Origin of the sequence: Sporomusa sphaeroides DSM 2875 (genome assembly GCF_001941975.2) — a bacterium.
Taxonomy (GTDB): domain Bacteria; phylum Bacillota; class Negativicutes; order Sporomusales; family Sporomusaceae; genus Sporomusa; species Sporomusa sphaeroides.
In genome coordinates, this window is sequence record NZ_CP146991.1 from 3,173,680 (window position 1) to 3,191,537 (window position 17,858).

The window sequence follows — 17,858 nt, forward strand, 5'->3', positions numbered from 1 at the left end:
CCCAGTGAAATTACGGGCAACTGGCAAGGGATCATTGATATGATTACTATTCAAGCAGTTTATCGCGATAAGCCTGAAGGTAGTTCATACAATACTCGTCTTTCCCCCGTAACGCTTCGGCAGCAATAATGCTGGCCATGAACTCTTTATCAAGCGGGTTCATAATCATGCCGTCAAGACCGCGATCTATCGCCATAATGCCAAAGGTTCTATTGAGAAACTTACGCAACGGCAGGCCAAAAGAGATGTTAGATAAGCCACACATCGTGTGAACGCCGGGATAATTGTCCATAATCATCTCAATCGCCTTCAGAAATTCGATACCGTAAATGTCACTGGTGGATAACGGCTGTACCAGAGGATCGACGTAAATCTGATCAAGCGACAGTCCTTTTTTGACAAGGCGGTTAATGAGTTCATCAGCAATTTTGACTCTGGCCGCTGCCGTTTCCGGCATACCATCATCACTCATGCATAAGGCGACGACTTTATGAGCTGTTCCACTCACTAAGGGTATGAAGGCATCATATCTTTCTTTCTCCAGTGAAATGGAATTGAGCATTGCCGGCCCTTTGTGAACCGCTAATGCGGCCTCAATGGCTTTCGGGTCAGGGCTATCAATACAACAAGGGCCATCAACAACTGCCTGGACTAATTGAACCAACCATTTTAGGTAGTCAGCCTCTTCGCCGACAAAAATTCCTGCATTCACATCAATATAGCTGGCCCCGGCCATATGTTCATCTTTAGCCACTTGTTGAATATAGCTGGCATCGTTATTTCTGATGGCTTCCGCAATTGGCTTGCGACTGGCGTTAATCAGTTCGCCGACAATAATCATAACATTCACTCCCTGTAATAATGATAGGAAAGTTTTTTAGGCTTCCAGCAGTTTCAACACCTTGGTAACGGCTTCTGCTGCGTCTTCGGCGTAGGCGTCGGCGCCAATGCGGTCAGCCCATCTTTGAGTCGCCGGCGCACCGCCGACAATGGTTTTATATTTTCCTCTCAGATTGCTCTGTTTCAAGACCTCTTCTAATTTTTTCTGTTCAACCAAAGTAGTTGTCAGCAAAGCGGATGTCCCAATAATATCCACTTGGTACTCCTCCGCCTTTTCTATAATGGTGGCTACAGGCACATCCCGGCCTAAGTCAATAACATCTATCCCTTGGGTTTTAATTAAGGAAACAACGATGCCTTTGCCAATATCGTGAACATCGCCCTCAACAGTCGCCATAATCATCCTGCCTGTATGTCCCTTGTTTTCACCTTTCGCCTGGAGCGCCTCGTCAAGAACAGCAGTGGCTTTTTTCATGACTTCGGCAGCGGAAATTAACTCTGGCAAAAACATCCGGCCTTTGCCGAAAAGGTCGCCAACCTGCCTGATTCCTTCGCTGTAGCCTTGTGACAAAATGATAATGGGGTCAACGCCGGACGCCAGTGTTTTTTTAGCGGTTTCAAGCGCAGCATCCAGATCCTGTTTAAGAATGCTGGCGATTGCCGCTGAAATTAAAGCATCTTGGGTCATACTATTCTTCGCTCCTTTCTCTCCACTCAAATTCAATTAAATTTTAGACATTTTATTGAAACGCGTAACGGAATTAATCTCAATATCCAGTATTTGGGCAATGCGGCTCTTCGCCGCCAGGGCATCGGCAGATTCCGGCCGCGCATTGGTTTCGCCGATATTCAATTGATTGCGGATATCCCTCATTACAGAAGAATCATGCAAATCGCTTAAACTGATCTTCAGTTTATCAGCGACATACTGTTTAGCCGCATCAATACGAAGTCCCTTAGCCATTTGAACCCGGGCCACCAGATCTCCGGAGGTCCTGATTCCACTCATCCCGGCTGCGACTCCATGATTGATAGGCATACCATAACAATCACCTACGCCTATCTACAACCCGTCAATCTTACAAATCTCCACAAGCGCTTTATCCGCGCGGGAGGCAGCGTCCAAAGGAACGGCATCTGTCAGCGGCATACCGCAGACCCCCATGCCTACGTTGGGGTGAATAGGAATATTGCTCACCTCACTGCAGGCCTTCACGAATGTGCAGACCCGGGCGATATTCCAGGGGAAGGATTGGCTGCTATTGGTATTGACGGTGGGGCCAAAGATGGTCACCCCGGCAGCCTCCGCCAGTTTTACCTGCTCATGAGGATACAGACCAGCCAGGGTCTTACCTTCAAACTGCAGGCCGCCATGCATGCCGAGGATGAATTCTCCGGCCATCCCCAGTTCAATGGCAAAATCGGGATGCATTTCCCGGATCTTTTTCACAGCCCTGAAAGCAGCCAGCGCATCGGCATCACCGGAAGCGCCCACAGTATCAAGATTAATGCCATCGGCACCGGCCTCATACATTTTATGGGCGACAGTAACGATGTCTCTTATCGAATGTTCCACTGCCTCTTCCTGGGCCTCCCGGGCGGCGGCAATCTTCCCGGCAGGCAGAAGTTCTGCCCAATTTCCCACAGGCCCGTCAGGCTTGGTATATAGACCCAAATTGGGCATGGCACCGTAAAATACCGGTATGATGGTATTAAGCTGAGCATGATGCATGGCGCAAACCTCGTCATGAATGATGCCTTTGATGGGTTTATAGCTATAATCGATATGGGCCAGTTCCGCAGAATCCATACATAAAATCTTTTCATTGATCAACAACGCTGTAGTTCTGTCGATAGACAGACCGCAGCGCACGGAAACTTTTAAAGTTCCCTCATCATTGGTCATGACAACTTCTTTCCCTGGTTCTACCGTCACAAACTTTGCCGGCATTGTACAAATTTCCAGGAGATGCTCTTGCTCCTCAGCCGTCAGTGGCGGAATTTGACCCCTTTCCGCCGCATCCTGGGTGCCGAGCAGGATTTCTTCCCGGATTTCATCCATTGTCATTTCGGCCCCATAGCCATCTCCATAACGGACAAAATATTTCTTTGCCATAGATACGCCCCCTTCTTCTCTCTATTTTCTAAATTTCCCTTGGTATTACATAAGCCCCCCCTCCTTTCGCAGCTTGCGTCTTTTGCGCAAAGGATATGGATAAGAAAACCACGGGATTTTTTTTATCTATAAAGTAGCTCCATAGCTTTGGCTCATATACGTTCCCGCGTATTTCTCCAGTTTCCACTGGGGAATTTTGCAGATACGGCAGGAATGAAAAAATAATTTATTGCGTAAACAGCGGGCAGCCCGGCTATGCTTCGAATTTTGTATCAGGAATGTTTCATTGCAATGGGTAGTAATTTCTGCGGTGTTGCCGATAATCTTCATACTTTTGATGCCGTGCAGTTTCCCGCTTCTTGAGGGCCAAAGCTTAAGTTTGGTAACAAGTTTAAAAAAGTCGACATTTTTGCGATAATAGCGCTTCTGCTTGGTTGCGGTAAGGGCCATACACCTTCACTCCCGTCATTCATAATCGCCCAAAGTCTTCAGATAACTAAAAAACACATGGTAGCTACCCCAATTTGCAACGGGTCATGCAGTATTCTGGCACTGTGTTTCCCGCGCTGTTCTGGCGGTACCCCTAAAGGAACTCCCGGCGCTGCGATGATTGTGCGCTCGGTAATATGCCGGGGAGGAATAACAGCCTCCGCCGGCGAGGCGTCCACTATAACCTGGTGCCTGCTTAAAGCATAATCCAAATCAGTCTCCACCTTGGCCGGCTGCCCTTGTTTCCTCAGCTCATCAACTAACGCCCGGCTGGCGGTTACATCGATATCGTATACGGAAACCAGTCCTCCCAGTTTTGCGACCAAACCGGCCGCGCTCCGGCCTACCGGCCCGGCGCCAATAACAAGCACAGGCTTTTCCGTCAACCCGCAGCACATTTGGTTTAAGGCCGTTATGTAGCCCTGGCCTGTCGCTGCTCCATTATCGGCTATCGCCCCGGTTCGCAGATTAAAAGCAATAAACTTATGATCATCGGCCGCAAATACCACCTCGGCCCCACCGTGTATAGCTTCGGCAATACCGGCAACATCAGAGTTTTGGGTAATAAACGTATCAAAACCAAGATAATCCAGGATACCGGCCACTGCCGCAGTAAAGCCGCCAATAATTCCCTGGCCGCTGGTAACAGGAATAACAGCGATTTTAAGGCGGGACGCTGAGATATGGTCCAAGTCCCGCTGGGCAGCCCGGGCGGCAATGGCCTTCAGACTGCACCCCGTCTTGCTGATTAACTCAACATCATACTGCGTTAGTCCGGCTACCACTTTACTGATATCGTCTGCTTTCAGCCGTGTCATTGTCCCCCACCCGCTTCTGCTGCACCGGTTTCAACCTCAACCGTGGGATAACGCTCACAATAATGTTGAAGCCGGCAGGCTTGCTTAATCGCACCCATAATCCGCTCCCGCTTATTCCATGCCGCCCGCATGGTCGCGCCGGTGATGATGAGAGTAGCTACCCACTCGTTTTTGCCTGGTGAATACGTTGTCAGTGCTTCATCTGCTCCGAAAAAATCTGTACACAGGCGAAGCGGCCCGCCGGCGTCAGGCAGAATATGTTCACCCAACACTTCAAGGGTATCGCCCTTTACGTGAATGTGCTCGTAAATGGCGCCTCTTTTCGCTTTGATGCTAAAGTCCTCCCACGGGCTTCCTTGGACAAATGCCTTACCGAGAAGCTCCAGCATATTAATACCGGTGGCATGATAAACGGCTGTCGGGGTTTGACTGGGAGTCCGGGCATCGATTTCCAAAACTTTTAGCTGGCCTGCATGGAGAATGGCTTCTACATCCATAATTCCATTCAGATGCAAAAAGTCAGCCAAATTTAGCGCGATCTGCTCGAAGCTTTCTTGCTGTCTTTTTGTCAGCACCGCCGTACCTAGCACCCGTTTGCAGTCATATTGGGCATCCAGCTGAATCTCGGTAATTTGCAAGGTTTTATATACGCCCTGGTAGCCAATGACTTCAAGCGAATAAGAGGGGCCTGACAAATATTCTTCAATCACGGTATCGGCTATAGACCTTTTAACCTGCAAACGCTGAAGCGCCTGAGCAGTTTCCACCTTAATCACTCCCACACTCCCGCTAGCGCCGGAAGGCTTGATAATAATAGGAAAACCACACCGCGGCCAAGGCACAGGCGCGGGGATGGAAAGGCGCCTGAAGATTTCGTTGGAAATAATTTTTGAGGAAGAAATAGAATATGCGTTCTTGTCAAAAAGCAAAGGTACCTTTGCGTATTTGGCACTTCTGACTAAACAGGTTAACGCTTCTTTGTTTTCTAACGCCGGGATAACCAGGTCGATATTTTTTAAAAACAGTAACCAATCGGCCCGATGAGTGACATCCATGACACAGAAATGATCACCGATTGCCGCAGCCAAGACCTCAGGTTTTTTATCAACAACGAAAACTTCCCAGCCCGCTTTTTTAGCCAGATATGCAGCTTCGACTCCCTGGAGCTTGCCGCCGACGATGGCAACTTTCATTATGAATCCCCCCTTCCGGAGCTTTAATGACGTTGTACAGCCCAGCCTGTATAAGTTTCTTTCACTTCGTTGTTCAGCCGCTGGCAAGGAGCGAGTCTTGCCGAACGGGCTGATACCCATTCCGTATATTCTTCCATACTGGCCCGCACCAGACCACATTGCGCTAATACCGGCAGGATACTGTCAACCGTACGGTTACCGTCATCGATATCCAGTTCCTGATTGGATACGCCGGCCAGACCGGCCTCCGGCGGAATGATCGAGGTTACGACATTGGCGCCGGCGTTAAGGCGGTCAGCTAAGCCATGGATACCGTCCACATCCAAAGATGCGGGGATCAGACGGTCGGGAAAGATTAAGCGCATGATTGCAATCATCAATAATTCTCTCGTCCGCGGCAGCGACGGAACATGCTGCATGGGTGTATCCTTCTGCGGTACAAAGCTCATCACCCGTACCTGATCTGCGCCCAGGCTCCTCATAGCCACCAGGGAATCAATCAAATCCTCATACCTTTCCCCGACCCCGGTCAGTAAGCCCTCCTCAATCAGGAAGCCCATATCCCGGGCTTCCTTTTTTCGTTCCATTCGTTCAGAAAAGCTTTGACCTAGTCTTAGTTTTGCATATAAGCCGGGGTTATGAGTCTCCTGATAGCAGGCATACCACTCGGCACCGGAATCTTTAAATTGCTGTAATACGTCTTCCGGGACGACGCCTGCCGAAATCATAACCGGTATATCTGTACTTTTCTTTATAGCCCGCACCATTGCTATCAGCGGCTCAAAACCGGCGCCATTATTGCTATAATACCGGGGGTCTTCCCCCATCGTTAAATCCAGTAAATGTACTCCGGATTCTACCAGCCGGTAAGCCGTTTCCATGATCTCGGCCTGGCTTTTATGATAACGGCGCAACGCTTGGTTGGACTTACGATATAAGCAGAACGTGCACTCATTGCGACAGTATGTTGAAAAATAAACGAAACCATAGAGAAATACTTTATTCTTAAAGTAGCGATTCCTAAGCATTCTGGCTATAGCAAATACGCTGGAGATTTCATCCGCTGAGGAAATTCTCAATAAATATAAAAGCTCAGCCCTGGTCAGCGGCTCTTCCTCCAAAGCTTTTCCCAGTATCCTGGTCAGGATAGCCGGTTGTTGCAGTGCCATCAATCATCACCTACCTATAGAAATGCATTGGCTTTTTCCAGCTTTGTCAGGACTTAGATATTTAATCGCACTCCGTCCAGGTAACTTAGACTTCTTCCCATACTCTGGACATTTTGCGCCTCCTCTTTAACCATTAACAAGCGTTCCAGCCCAAAACCGATTCCTACCCAGGGGACAGTGATACCCCATTTTTTATCAAGTACATGCGGTCCCATGGCGCTGGAACCCAACTCAATGCCTTTTATCACATCCAAGGTATCGCCATACACGACAGAACTGGTTACTTCCAGCTGATATTCATCAATACCGGCGACAGACATAACCAATGCAGCCATTTCTTCCAGGCGTTGCTGTCTCTCGTTAAGAGGTAACCCCAATTCGGTTATATTGAGCATGGTAAATTCATTGAGATGCAATCCCCCCTGGGATTCCTTGCGATAACAGGTGCCGATTTCAAAAAGGCGGATCGGCGGCTTCCATAAGCGCAGCAAATCTTTCCATAAGGTGTACAGATTCGGCGCCAGCATCGGCCGCAGGCACCGCTTGGAATCAAGCCAAAATACCTGGGAAAATAACGGATGCTGATCGTCGACCGACATTTTTGCCAAAGAGCCCTTGGATATAATTGTCGGCGTCATGACCTGAACGAATCCCCGCAGGTTCAGGGCTTCGATAAGTCGCTGTTCAAGTTTGCTCAACAGCGGCCGCTTACTATTGTTCTGAAATTCCGTTAAGTGCTGCCGTCCCTTAGCCACCAACTGCCTCTCCAGGTCTTGAAACGAAAAATCACGCTCGTTGGCTGATGCAAAACGCTTTTCCTGGCAAACCGGACTGGCATTAAGTTCTTTTAACCGTTGTTTTTGTATGGGTGTCCAGGTAATATCCACCTAGATACCTCCTTGTAAAGTAGTGGCGGGGAGTACGGGAGTTTCACCCGCCTGCGCGAATTTAGAGTCCGCGTGATCTATCCGATCCACCCCCCATAATCTTCACGTTAACTGGTTTGCTTATCAGTTATGCAAAATCGATGCCAAGAGTAAGAGCAAAACAAAGGAGCTGCCTGTGACACTATGGCTGCTCCTTTCTATTTCCAGTAATACTATGAACTTTTCACTTGCAGATATTTTTGATACCGGTTGCCTGTTTTTCTCTTTCCTGCTTGCCAACTCCTGGTAAAAGGTGAAAAAAAAAATTACACTGTGAAAAAAATCTTTACATATTTTTCCACCGGCAATCACTAATCCGGACCTCTGCTTGCAAAACTTTTTCCGGCAGGTAGCCGCACCGACAGCTATATCGGTCTAATTCGCAAATAAAATCATTCCTGTTTTACATTGGTATTATTCTTGCAATAAGTTTGAAATGAGAAACCAAATTGCAAATTCACAACCCTTCACCCTCCGGGTGGCAGGAATGTGTGAATGACCTTTGGTTACCTACTATCCATTCCCGGCTGCTATGCTGCCGGTCAGGAGGTGATAAGTAACTAAAACGTTATTGGTTATGGCACACAAAATGTAGAGAAGGAGTGGAGAAGATGGCGAGTTTTGAAAGCTTAGCCCAAAGTGTTATTTCCGGGCGGGAAGGTCAGGTTAAAGAACAGGTACAGGCCTTGATTGATTCCGGTACAAATCCCTTGGCTATTATTACTGACGGATTGATTAACGGAATGAATGTAGTTGGTGCCAGGTTTAAAGTAGGGGATATGTTTGTGCCGGAGGTTTTGCGTGCCGCCAAAGCCATGTCCGCCGGTCTTGCTATAGTTAAGCCCCACATAGCCGACAAAGATATGCCTGCCACAGGAACAGTTGTAATCGGCGCGGTTCAGGGCGACCTTCATGATATCGGTAAAAACCTCGTAGTCATGATGTTGGAAGGCGCCGGCTTTAAGGTTATTGACCTGGGTATCGACATTTCCACCGAGAAGTTTATTGCTGCCGTCAAAGAACACAAAGCAACCATTTTGGCCATGGCGGCACTCTTAACCACCACCATGCCTGTTATGCAACATGCTATAGAATTACTGACCGAAGAAGGGCTGCGCGACACAGTGAAAGTAATCATCGGCGGCGCTCCGGTAACGCAAGATTTTGCAAACCAGATTGGCGCTGACGGCTACGCGTCGGATGCAGCCATCGCGGTTGATATATGCAAGGAATGGGTCGCTTAAGATATTATCACAAAAAGGAGTTGCTAGAGCATGAAAAGAAATCTGCCGTCAGGTCATTATAACTGGGTCGGCTGCGGCATTCAGCTTTTTTCTGATTTTGATGTGGAAGCCATCCATTGCAGTACATTGGAAGTGCTGGAGAAAACCGGCATAAATGTAAAAAGCGATAGAGCTATTGATATTTTCGAACAAGCAGGCGCTGATGTCGACCGTGAAAATAAAATTGTGCGGATTCCTGTCTGGATGGTGGAGGAAGCCGTGCGCACCGCTCCCAGAAAAATACTGTTAGCGGGAAGAGACCCTGAAAATGATATCATTGTAGAATATGGACGGGTCTACGTCACTCCCTTTGGGACAGGCGTAACGGTTATTGACCCTTATACCGGCGAATGCCGGCCGTCAACAAAAAAAGACATTGAGCAGCTTGCCACAATTACCGACTATCTGGATCAAATGGATGTGTGCTGGGATACTGTAATTCCCAGAGATGTCAACCCGCATACGGTTTGCCTGCATTCTTATGAAGCGCATGTAGCCAACACCACTAAGCACATGTTTGTCAGCCCCGAAAATACGGAAACAGCCCAGCTTCTCATTGAAATGGCCGGGAAGGTTGTCGGCGGCAAAGAAAATCTAAAAGCCCGGCCGATCATTACCGGTCTGGGCTGCCCGATAAGCCCTCTGACCTGGCCTGAGTTTCTCAGTGACAGCCTAATTGAATTTGCCAAAGAGGATCTCCCCTTCCTCGTACTTACCATGGCTATGGCCGGCGGTACCGGGCCTGTTACTCTGGCAGGTACTTTAGTTACGATCAATGCCGAAATATTAACAGGCGTAGTCTTAAGTCAGCTGGTCAAAAAAGGAGCTCCCGTAATTTACGGCAGCTCAACCACCAACTTTGATTTGAGAAAAGCAACCGCTACGGTAGGCAGCCCGGAGTTAGGGCTAATTAGTGCCGGTGTGGCCAAAATGGCGCAGTATTATAACCTGCCCAGTTTTGTTGCCGGTGGATAGGCAGACAGCAAAGTGTCTGATTTGCAAACAGGTCTTGAAAAGACTGTAACTTACCTGTTACCGATGCTGGCAGGCGCCAACATCATCTATGGTTCAGGGATGTTAGAGCTTGGCATGACTTTTAGTTACGGACAATATGTTGCCGATAATGAAATTGTCCGTGTACTCAGAAGAACCCTTGAGGGTATTCCGGTTAGTGAGGATACTATGGCTTTGGATGTGGTCAGCAAGGTAGGACCCGGCGGCCACTATCTCTTAGAAGACCATACTTCCGACCGGATGAAAACGGCTCATGTACTTCCCAAATTCATTGACCGTGACAACCGGTCCGAATGGGTCAAAAACGGCAGCGTCACCTTTATTGATTCAGCTACCAAGAAGGCTATCGATATTATCGAAAACCACAAGGCGAAACCGCTGCCCGCTACTGTCCTCAAAGAACTCCGCGCCATTGTCGAGCAAGCCGACAAAGACATGACGGGGCATAAATAAAAGCAACTAGCAAAGCGTAAATACTACGACCGGTCTTTTCCCGGTCGCCATTAGACGCGAGCAGGGCCTCATACTCTTTGGCGGCACAAGAAAAGAAATCCGGTCAACAAAAAAAAACTGACCCTCGGCAACGGGTCAGTTTTTTTATTAAATTTCATAGGTTTTTATCTTATAATGTAAATTCTGCCGGGAAATATTTAATTCTTTGGCCGTCTTGGATATGTTGCCGGCGTTTCTTAATAAGGCATCCTTAATGAGTCTTCTTTCAATCTCCAGTAAAGTTCCGGAAAAGGTGGTATTGGAAGTTTGCAATTCCGGGTAACCTGTTTTCGGCTTACCATTGATTCTGTTTTTAAAATGGGGGGGCAAGTGCTTAAATTGCAGGAGTGACTCTTCACTCCCCACAAAATGCATTGCGGTTTCAATAGCATTTTCCAGTTCCCGTACATTACCCGGCCAATGGTAGCTTTCCAGCAGTTCAAGTAGTTTATCGGCTATCTCACTTATTACCAACCCAAATTTACTACTTGCCCGTTTGGCGAAATACCGGGCTAAAAAAGTAACATCTCCCTGCCGCTCTCTCAGTGGTGGAATGTACAGAGTTACTTTGGCTAAGCGATACAGTAAATCAGACCGGAGGATCTCGTCATTATCAATAGAAAAAGGATCGGCGTTGGCAGCACTTATAATCCGGCAGTTTACCGGTGTTTCTTTTTTCCCGCCTATTCTTCTAATCACCCGGTCCTGCAGAACTCGCAACAGTTTGGCCTGAAGAAAAAATGGCATCGAGTTTATCTCATCTAAAAATATCGTACCGCCCTCGGCTTGCTCAAACAGGCCCGGCATATCAACAGCACCGGTAAAGGCGCCTCTCACGGTTCCGAATAGCACACTTTCCAGCAGTGTATCGGGAATCGCCGCACAATTAATCGGCACAAAAGGTCCCTCGGCAAAGGTACTGGCATTATGGATGCCTTGGGCAAAAAGCTCTTTTCCTGTTCCCGTCTCGCCAATAAGCATCACGGGAGAGTTATAGCGCGCGAATTTTCGGGCTGTCAAAATAGCTTCGGTTATAGCATTACTTTCGCCGACAATATCACTAAGACAAAAGTTTGCGCCCGTTGTTTTCGGGTCTTCCTGATTTGTTATCCACTTGTGAATTTCCAGTGTTTTAGCGATGTATTCACCCATAGTCTCCATATTGCGGCCGATTACATACATCCCGGCTATCGCATCTTTATAAAAAAACGGGTAAGCATTAAAAACTATATAGGTTTTTCTCCCGTCTCTGAGCAGGTACTGGTATTGCTGGTCGAATAGCGGCTCACCGGTATCTAATACTTTTTCGCATACATTTTCAGAGAAATCGGGGCAATGATTAAAGGTCTCCTTTTGTGTTCTGCCAACTACGTCCTTCCTATCTAGCTTTTCTATTTTTTCAGCCACAGGATTATACAAAACGATGTTATCTTTTTCATCAATAGCCAAAACATATTCATGAATTTTGTCAATAATATTCCTCAATAATTGATTCTCGCGTTCTAATTCTTCTAACCGGACAACATCTTTCTTCTCCATGGTTAGCCTCCGACATTAATTGTCTTTTTGAATTTCCCAAATGAATCAATATATGTAAATTTCTCCCTTGATTTAATATATTCCTCCAAGTCGCAAACTTTTTTATGATGTATACTTATGCTATGGACAATCCGATACGCCTGGATTACCAGGCGATACCGCCCCTATCCAGCTAAAATGGAAAAAGAGCCGGTCGAGGTGATAAAACCACTCCGACCGGCTTGCTGTTACTGCTATTCCAATTACATATTCGATTTTCCTATTTATCTCCATACGACCTAAATTCCTTACAATTTTCCGGTTTGTTTAACTTGCAGGTATGGCCTGCTATCTCATTCTCCAGCATGTATTGATAAAGCTTCCAGCACTTGCAATTATCACTTTGGGGACATTGCTCACCATTGCCGCAAGCCATAAAATTTTCTTCTCCATCGGTTTGATGATTTATAATTTTTTCAGCCAATATCTTAAATTCTCTTTTTCGCCGATACTCTTTTTTCCATTCCAGTTCATTCCAGTTCAGCCCCGCCAACGGGTAGGTTATATGTCTGCCTTCTTGATCCCACTGGTCAATCAGCGCTCCGGCTTCCTCATATGTCGGCTGTTTCATATCCGGAAAGGCTGCTTTGAACTTACTCCTGTATTTTTCTATCTTCCAATCTCGCGGCTCCGGGTCTTTGGGCATAAATACATTTTCCTGCAATACCACTATTCTATCATTCAATACTGTAAATTTACCGATGGTTTTGTTTGTATGGAAATGACCAAAAAACCAGTGCTTAAACCTGATGTTTTTCTTAAAATAATTCAGCATTTCACTGGTAGAATCATTGATTTTGTCACCAAAAAAACTATTAAGCTGACCGATTATATCCCGGGGAGCAGTATGTGTTATTACATAGTCCACAGTCATATCATGCTTTTCCAGGTTTTTGATGCCTTCTTCAAATTCGCGCCGGCTAGGTATTTCCTCTCTCCACCACGAGATAAATTCCTTCCTGAATTGTTTATCTACTGATTCGGCACCGCCAAATGTGAAGATTTTTTTCCCTTCAATTGTAAACACCTGGCCCCGCATTAAATGAATTACAGATGGCCTTATTTGATGGATCTTGCCACCGTTCCAGTCCATGATAGGGAATTGATACAGAAGATCAAAGTTTTCGTGGTTGCCGTCTACAAAAAGGGTGGTAAAATTCCTGCTTTCCAACCAATCCAAAAGCCATTCATCCTGTTTGCCGCCTGACCAAATACAGCCAAAGTCACCGGCAATTATGACATAATCATTCTTCGTTAATTCCCTTTGCACCGGGAAGTTTTTTGTACTTAATTTGGCCTTATCGATTTCTCCATGCAAATCCCCGGTTATATAAATCATTGTAAATTCTCCCCGTTCAGGTTTAAGTAGAACATTCTTCGAGTCAAACCGTTACTACGCTCTCTATTATAGCAAAATTAACAACTTTATCATATATTTCCGCTATTATGTGGACAAAGACGGGAATTAACCCTGAGGCCGGCGCTAGCATTGATGCCACCCATACCATAGCCAACACCGTCAAAAAAATGCCCGAACGGGTCATTTCAGTGGTTTCGGACCGTCCCCTTGTGCGTATAAGTGGGTGCTCATCACTCATTTCCGCCAGTAGTATAATAGCATAAGCAGTCACCTGAGCTATTGACTTAAACTGGTAATGCTTTTACAATATTGCTAGTATGTTAACAATTGAGCTTGGGGAGGCTGACAGAGATCACGCACAATGATATTTCGGATAGTTATTTTTCAATACGTACGCTGATTGAACTGACAGTATTCCAGGATAATTTAGATGATGTTTTGGAGATGCACTTTTCACGGTACGGTTTATCCAGGGCTAAGTTTAGTGCTTTAATTCAGTTATATATGACCGGAGGAGGAGGCCTGACACAATCAGAATTAGGTAAAAAGCTGCTGGTTTCCCGCGCCAATATCACCAGACTGATTGATCGGTTAGAAAAAGAAGACCTGGTGGTTCGCAAGACTGATCCTGTCGATAAAAGGGCTTTTCAACTGTATCTTACAGACCGGGCCAATATTCTCATGCATGCTTTCGTTCCCGTTCATAACCAGTATGTACATAAGCTCATGTCCACACTTGATACAGATGAAAAAAAACTGCTGATTTCTTTGTTGGACAAGTTGAAAAAAGGGTTGGAAGAAGTGTGAGCTTCAGGTAAATAAATACAAATGTATAAAAGCAGAGGCAAAATTGTCCCTGCTTTTATACATTGGTTAGGCCGATAGTTGGTCGACGTTGCTTTATCGGATTTTGTTAATCAGCGATATTCATTTTGCCTAGTGTATCTTCTCCCCAAAGTTTGATCAGAATCTTACCATTTTCTCTAAACCCATGGGCAAGTTCACAGTGTCTTAATATGGCAAAATTTCTTTCCAACTGTAGCTTAGTCAAACTGAGTTTATTCATAATTTGCTCAGCAGTAACCGGACCTTCGGCCTTAATGTAATCGTATATGCTTTTTTGCAGTTCGGTCAACCCATCGGTGCCTTCCTGCCCAGCCATCTTACGGGATAATTTGGCACTGTGCACAGCGGCAACGTCACAGGTACGTGGGGGCTCCAGCCTTTCAAGATAGCAATCCTCACAAAGCAGTTGGTTCCGATGCAGGCATTGTTCTCCCTCAGGGATTTCATTATTACATTTGGTACAGAGCATAATTAGCCTTCCTTTCATACTGTAGTCTGTTGTTATTCATTTGTTGCTATAAATTGTTTTTCTTTTGGAGGTGAGCTCATTGTTGTAAAACGTTAGCATGCTAACAAATAAATGTTAATATATTAACATTTATTTGTCAATTACTTCTTGGCAATTTATTGAGGGAAGAGTTTTTGATCCCGGATTACCGGGCGATATCAAAAAAAACCTAGATATAGCCCTGGTACAATCATCACGAAGTCTTTTAATCGCGGGATATTAACTAAGTCTTCCGCATCATACCTTTATGCACTATCCTAAATAGTTTGATCACTGAGTTTGTAAGCACTACGCCCCATGGAAGTAATGCAATTAATCCTATGCTGATCCCCATCATAGAATTTAAAGTATTAAATAAAGAGAAGACTTTGCCGCGGCAAGGCCTTCTCTTTTTATCCAATGACTTAGATTCAGATGGGGTTAAAATCCCATCTGAATCAAGTCTCATTTATTAATCTGCTGTTACAGCAAGTCGTCTTTGGCCAATTTCCCGGCCATTTCTTGTGTACCTAAAATCCAGACCAAATCATTTTCCTGAAGGTGCATATTAATATCCGGAGCCAGAATGGGGTAAAGATTTCGTTCTAAGCCAAGCAGAAACCCGCCCCACTCGCTTTTTATCTTAGAGTCTTTAATCGCCACACCTGACAAGTCAGACTCCTTTTCAACAGTTACGGCATAGCAAAACAGCTGGTCATCTTCAGCATAGGCTTCCTGATTTTTGATAAACTCCCGCAAGGTCGCATACATGCCGTCTGCCTTTTTATCTAATTCAACCTGCGTTAAAATAGCAAAAGAATCGAGCATTCTATCGCTGCCAGCAACAAAAACGATATCGTTTGCCCGGATATGTTCCGATCCTTCCGGAATATTAATATGTTTGCCACCCCGAATAATTTTAATAACCTTCAGCTTTGAATGTTCGGTGCCCGGCAAATTGGCTAATGTTTGATCTAAGACGGCAACTTGGTCACTGCACCGGAACTTACTGACGTAAATCCGCTCATCCAGCCAGCTGTGGCCAATATCTTTCCCTTTTCTTGCCTCTAATTTTCTTTCATTAAAGTTAGCCAAAAAACGCGCTTCTATTTTTAAGTACGGATTAATAAGCCAGTCGGAGCGGGCGATAAGAAATACCAGCCCGACAGCTATTGCCAATATATATGGCGTAGACAACTCAAGCATAATGGAAATGGGAAGCATAACCAAAAAGAGTAACGTTCCCTTCCTTAGTAAAAGCAGCATGATCAAAGGCAAATGGTTTGTTGCGCTTTTAAACCACAGCGGGATAAAATATTCATTCTTTCTGAACAAACATTGTTTAAGAAATGGCGCCATCAGTATTAGAGTAACCAGCGTTGCCAATATGTCCGCAATTTTTGGCGGCAGATGCGCCGCTAAAAATGGTTCCAGTAATGAAGTCCCTGCCAAAATGATTCCCAGCATAATAACACTGTAAAGTATCAAACGGGAAAAATACTTTTTAAAGAAAGCAACCCAGTCGCCGTCTTTTTCAGTTTCAGACTGATTTTCTGAGGTATGTCTGTTTAGATATTTAGAAACTTTATTGGGAAGATATTTGTCTAAATAGTAGTAGCTCCCCTCGGCCGCCTTGATAACAAACGGCGTGGTGAATGTCGTAATAACCGAAACTGCAACGACAATCGAATAGATATAATCACTGATTACTCCCAGCGATATGCCTAACGAAGCGATAATAAACGAAAACTCCCCAATTTGTGCGAGTGAAAAACCGCATAATATCGCCGTTTTTAACGGTTGCCCCGAAAGCAGTACGCCTAATGACGAGAGCGCCGCCTTACCGAAAATCGTGGCGATTGTAATAAGCACGATTGGCCCTGCGTACTTTACGATGAGCGCCGGGTCGACCATCATACCGACCGAAATAAAAAATACGGCGCCAAATAAATCTCGTATCGGTTTATTAATATGCTCGATTTTTTCAGCATGAATAGTGCCTGCCAGTAATGAACCGGCCAAAAAAGATCCCAGCGCCGAAGAAAAGCCCAGATGATGGGCTAAAAAAACCATGCCAAAACAAATGCCCAGCGACACAATTAACAATGTTTCGTCATTCATCAGGTTTTGCACATCTTTGAGTATCGTGGGTAAAAGATATATCCCTAAAATCAGCCAGAGAGCCAGGTAAAAAATCATTTTCAGCAAATGCACGGCCAGCTCGCCGCCGGAAATTCCCTGACTGACAGCAATAGTCGACAACATGACCATCATAAAAATGCCGGCAATATCTTCAACAATTAGTGTGCCAAATACCAGTTCAGTAAATTTCTTCCCTTTTAAGCCCAAATCCTCAAAGGCTTTGATAATAATAGTTGTTGACGACATCGACAGCATGCCGCCGAGAAATACGCTGTTCATAACACTCCAGCCCATCAACTGGCCACAGACAAAACCAACCGCCAACATGGAAACAACTTCGGTAATTGCCGTAATAATTGCCGTACCACCGACAGAAGCTAGTTTATGTAAATTAAACTCCAGCCCCAATGAGAACATCAGGATAATAATGCCGATTTCACTCCAGGTACTAATACTTACTGTATCGGTAACTGCCGGAACCAGTGTAAAATAAGGCCCAACCATAAAACCGGTAATAATATACCCTAAAACCAAAGGCTGCCGGAACCGCTTAAAGATCAGCGTCATAATCCCAGCTACCAGCAGCATGAGAGCTAAATCGGAAATAAGCTCAGGTATGTGCATAAACATACTCCTTTCAAAAATAGTAACAATTCGTTAAGCCAGTATATTCATCTCGGCATATTGCCTGGTAAAAATTCCCTCAACTGTATGTGTTCCGAATAAATAGTATGACGTATTCGGCTTCTTCATACACGGAAAAGAAAATTTTTCCCAAACATAACCAAGGACGATGTCAGGGGGGACAACTCTTCTGATTCAGTCATTTCCTACCTCCACTATAAGTATACAGCATCAATATATAATTTTCTCAAATTTTATTTCCATATTTTCGCAAAATTAGGGTAGCAACAACGCCGCCCCACCTGACACCCAGAAAGTAATGTCAATTATACTACTATTTACCACTAGACATCAATCCCTTTATAGTACTAAATAAGGCGGTTTATTATGTGATAACTGCTCTGGAAAAGCCGAATTGAACTACCTATGCTATATTTCTCTCAGACAAACACGCAGGGACGGTTGCTGCGTGTTTTATACT

The 17,858-nt window shown here is 45.4% G+C and carries 13 protein-coding genes and 2 pseudogenes; 3 read left to right on the plus strand and 12 right to left on the minus strand.

The window, feature by feature from the left end; translation table 11 throughout:
* Positions 1–46: 46 nt before the first annotated feature.
* From SPSPH_RS14870 to pylSc, 8 genes and pseudogenes are all read right to left on the minus strand, one after another.
* Positions 47–841: a methyltetrahydrofolate cobalamin methyltransferase gene (locus SPSPH_RS14870; protein ID WP_075757451.1), complete on the minus strand. Its 795-nt coding sequence runs from the start codon at positions 839–841 to the stop codon at positions 47–49.
* Positions 842–877: 36 nt separating this feature from the next.
* Entirely contained in the window at positions 878–1,528 is a 651-nt protein-coding gene (locus SPSPH_RS14875; protein ID WP_075757450.1) for a methyltransferase cognate corrinoid protein, read from the minus strand.
* A gap of 36 nt (positions 1,529–1,564) precedes the next feature.
* Positions 1,565–2,956, minus strand: a pseudogene (gene mtbB / locus SPSPH_RS14880) ([dimethylamine--corrinoid protein] Co-methyltransferase).
* A gap of 126 nt (positions 2,957–3,082) precedes the next feature.
* Positions 3,083–3,406: a pyrrolysine--tRNA(Pyl) ligase small subunit gene (gene pylSn / locus SPSPH_RS14885; protein ID WP_075757447.1), complete on the minus strand. Its 324-nt coding sequence runs from the start codon at positions 3,404–3,406 to the stop codon at positions 3,083–3,085.
* A 38-nt stretch (positions 3,407–3,444) separates the two neighbouring features.
* A complete protein-coding gene (gene pylD / locus SPSPH_RS14890; protein ID WP_075757446.1) occupies positions 3,445–4,263 on the minus strand; it encodes a 3-methylornithyl-N6-L-lysine dehydrogenase PylD in 819 nt (272 codons plus the stop codon).
* On the minus strand, positions 4,260–5,456 hold the full coding sequence (pylC, locus tag SPSPH_RS14895; RefSeq protein WP_075757445.1) for a 3-methylornithine--L-lysine ligase PylC: 1,197 nt from the start codon (positions 5,454–5,456) through the stop codon (positions 4,260–4,262). Before pylC ends, pylD begins: the two co-directional genes overlap by 4 nt.
* Positions 5,457–5,479: 23 nt before the next feature.
* Complete coding sequence (gene pylB, locus SPSPH_RS14900) at positions 5,480–6,625, minus strand: methylornithine synthase PylB (RefSeq protein WP_075757444.1); 1,146 nt, start codon at positions 6,623–6,625, stop codon at positions 5,480–5,482.
* 53 nt (positions 6,626–6,678) lie between these two features.
* On the minus strand, positions 6,679–7,512 hold the full coding sequence (gene pylSc, locus SPSPH_RS14905) for a pyrrolysine--tRNA(Pyl) ligase large subunit (RefSeq protein WP_075757443.1): 834 nt from the start codon (positions 7,510–7,512) through the stop codon (positions 6,679–6,681).
* A gap of 650 nt (positions 7,513–8,162) precedes the next feature.
* On the opposite strand from pylSc, the gene SPSPH_RS14910 reads away from it, so the two are divergent.
* Both SPSPH_RS14910 and mttB read left to right on the plus strand, forming a co-directional pair.
* Positions 8,163–8,795, plus strand: a complete 633-nt coding sequence (locus SPSPH_RS14910) for a cobalamin B12-binding domain-containing protein (RefSeq protein ID WP_075757441.1) — start codon at positions 8,163–8,165, stop codon at positions 8,793–8,795.
* Between the two features lie 30 nt (positions 8,796–8,825).
* Positions 8,826–10,301, plus strand: a pseudogene (gene mttB, locus SPSPH_RS14915) ([trimethylamine--corrinoid protein] Co-methyltransferase).
* 147 nt (positions 10,302–10,448) lie between these two features.
* Here mttB and SPSPH_RS14920 read toward each other — a convergent pair.
* Both SPSPH_RS14920 and SPSPH_RS14925 read right to left on the minus strand, forming a co-directional pair.
* Complete coding sequence (locus tag SPSPH_RS14920) at positions 10,449–11,879, minus strand: sigma-54 interaction domain-containing protein (protein ID WP_075757438.1); 1,431 nt, start codon at positions 11,877–11,879, stop codon at positions 10,449–10,451.
* A gap of 259 nt (positions 11,880–12,138) precedes the next feature.
* A complete protein-coding gene (locus SPSPH_RS14925; protein ID WP_075757437.1) occupies positions 12,139–13,257 on the minus strand; it encodes a metallophosphoesterase family protein in 1,119 nt (372 codons plus the stop codon).
* Positions 13,258–13,605: 348 nt separating this feature from the next.
* On the opposite strand from SPSPH_RS14925, the gene SPSPH_RS14930 reads away from it, so the two are divergent.
* Positions 13,606–14,085 (plus strand): MarR family winged helix-turn-helix transcriptional regulator, encoded by a 480-nt coding sequence (locus SPSPH_RS14930; RefSeq protein ID WP_198931003.1) that lies wholly within the window; start codon positions 13,606–13,608, stop codon positions 14,083–14,085.
* Positions 14,086–14,191: 106 nt separating this feature from the next.
* Here the strand turns inward: SPSPH_RS14930 and SPSPH_RS14935 are convergent, their stop codons facing one another.
* Positions 14,192–14,593: a hypothetical protein gene (locus SPSPH_RS14935; protein ID WP_075757435.1), complete on the minus strand. Its 402-nt coding sequence runs from the start codon at positions 14,591–14,593 to the stop codon at positions 14,192–14,194.
* A gap of 501 nt (positions 14,594–15,094) precedes the next feature.
* A complete protein-coding gene (locus tag SPSPH_RS14940; protein ID WP_075757434.1) occupies positions 15,095–17,377 on the minus strand; it encodes a cation:proton antiporter in 2,283 nt (760 codons plus the stop codon).
* Positions 17,378–17,858: the final 481 nt, after the last annotated feature.

Excerpts from the sequence above, each read along its gene's own strand:
- SPSPH_RS14870 (WP_075757451.1), bottom strand. The coding sequence starts at position 841 with ATGATTATTGTCGGCGAACTGATTAACGCCAGTCGCAAGCCAATTGCG.
- SPSPH_RS14875 (WP_075757450.1), bottom strand. The coding sequence starts at position 1,528 with ATGACCCAAGATGCTTTAATTTCAGCGGCAATCGCCAGCATTCTTAAA.
- pylSn (WP_075757447.1), bottom strand. The coding sequence starts at position 3,406 with ATGGCCCTTACCGCAACCAAGCAGAAGCGCTATTATCGCAAAAATGTC.
- pylD (WP_075757446.1), bottom strand. The coding sequence starts at position 4,263 with ATGACACGGCTGAAAGCAGACGATATCAGTAAAGTGGTAGCCGGACTA.
- pylC (WP_075757445.1), bottom strand. The coding sequence starts at position 5,456 with ATGAAAGTTGCCATCGTCGGCGGCAAGCTCCAGGGAGTCGAAGCTGCA.
- pylB (WP_075757444.1), bottom strand. The coding sequence starts at position 6,625 with ATGGCACTGCAACAACCGGCTATCCTGACCAGGATACTGGGAAAAGCT.
- SPSPH_RS14910 (WP_075757441.1), top strand. The coding sequence starts at position 8,163 with ATGGCGAGTTTTGAAAGCTTAGCCCAAAGTGTTATTTCCGGGCGGGAA.
- SPSPH_RS14920 (WP_075757438.1), bottom strand. The coding sequence starts at position 11,879 with ATGGAGAAGAAAGATGTTGTCCGGTTAGAAGAATTAGAACGCGAGAAT.
- SPSPH_RS14925 (WP_075757437.1), bottom strand. The coding sequence starts at position 13,257 with ATGATTTATATAACCGGGGATTTGCATGGAGAAATCGATAAGGCCAAA.
- SPSPH_RS14935 (WP_075757435.1), bottom strand. The coding sequence starts at position 14,593 with ATGCTCTGTACCAAATGTAATAATGAAATCCCTGAGGGAGAACAATGC.
- SPSPH_RS14940 (WP_075757434.1), bottom strand. The coding sequence starts at position 17,377 with ATGCACATACCTGAGCTTATTTCCGATTTAGCTCTCATGCTGCTGGTA.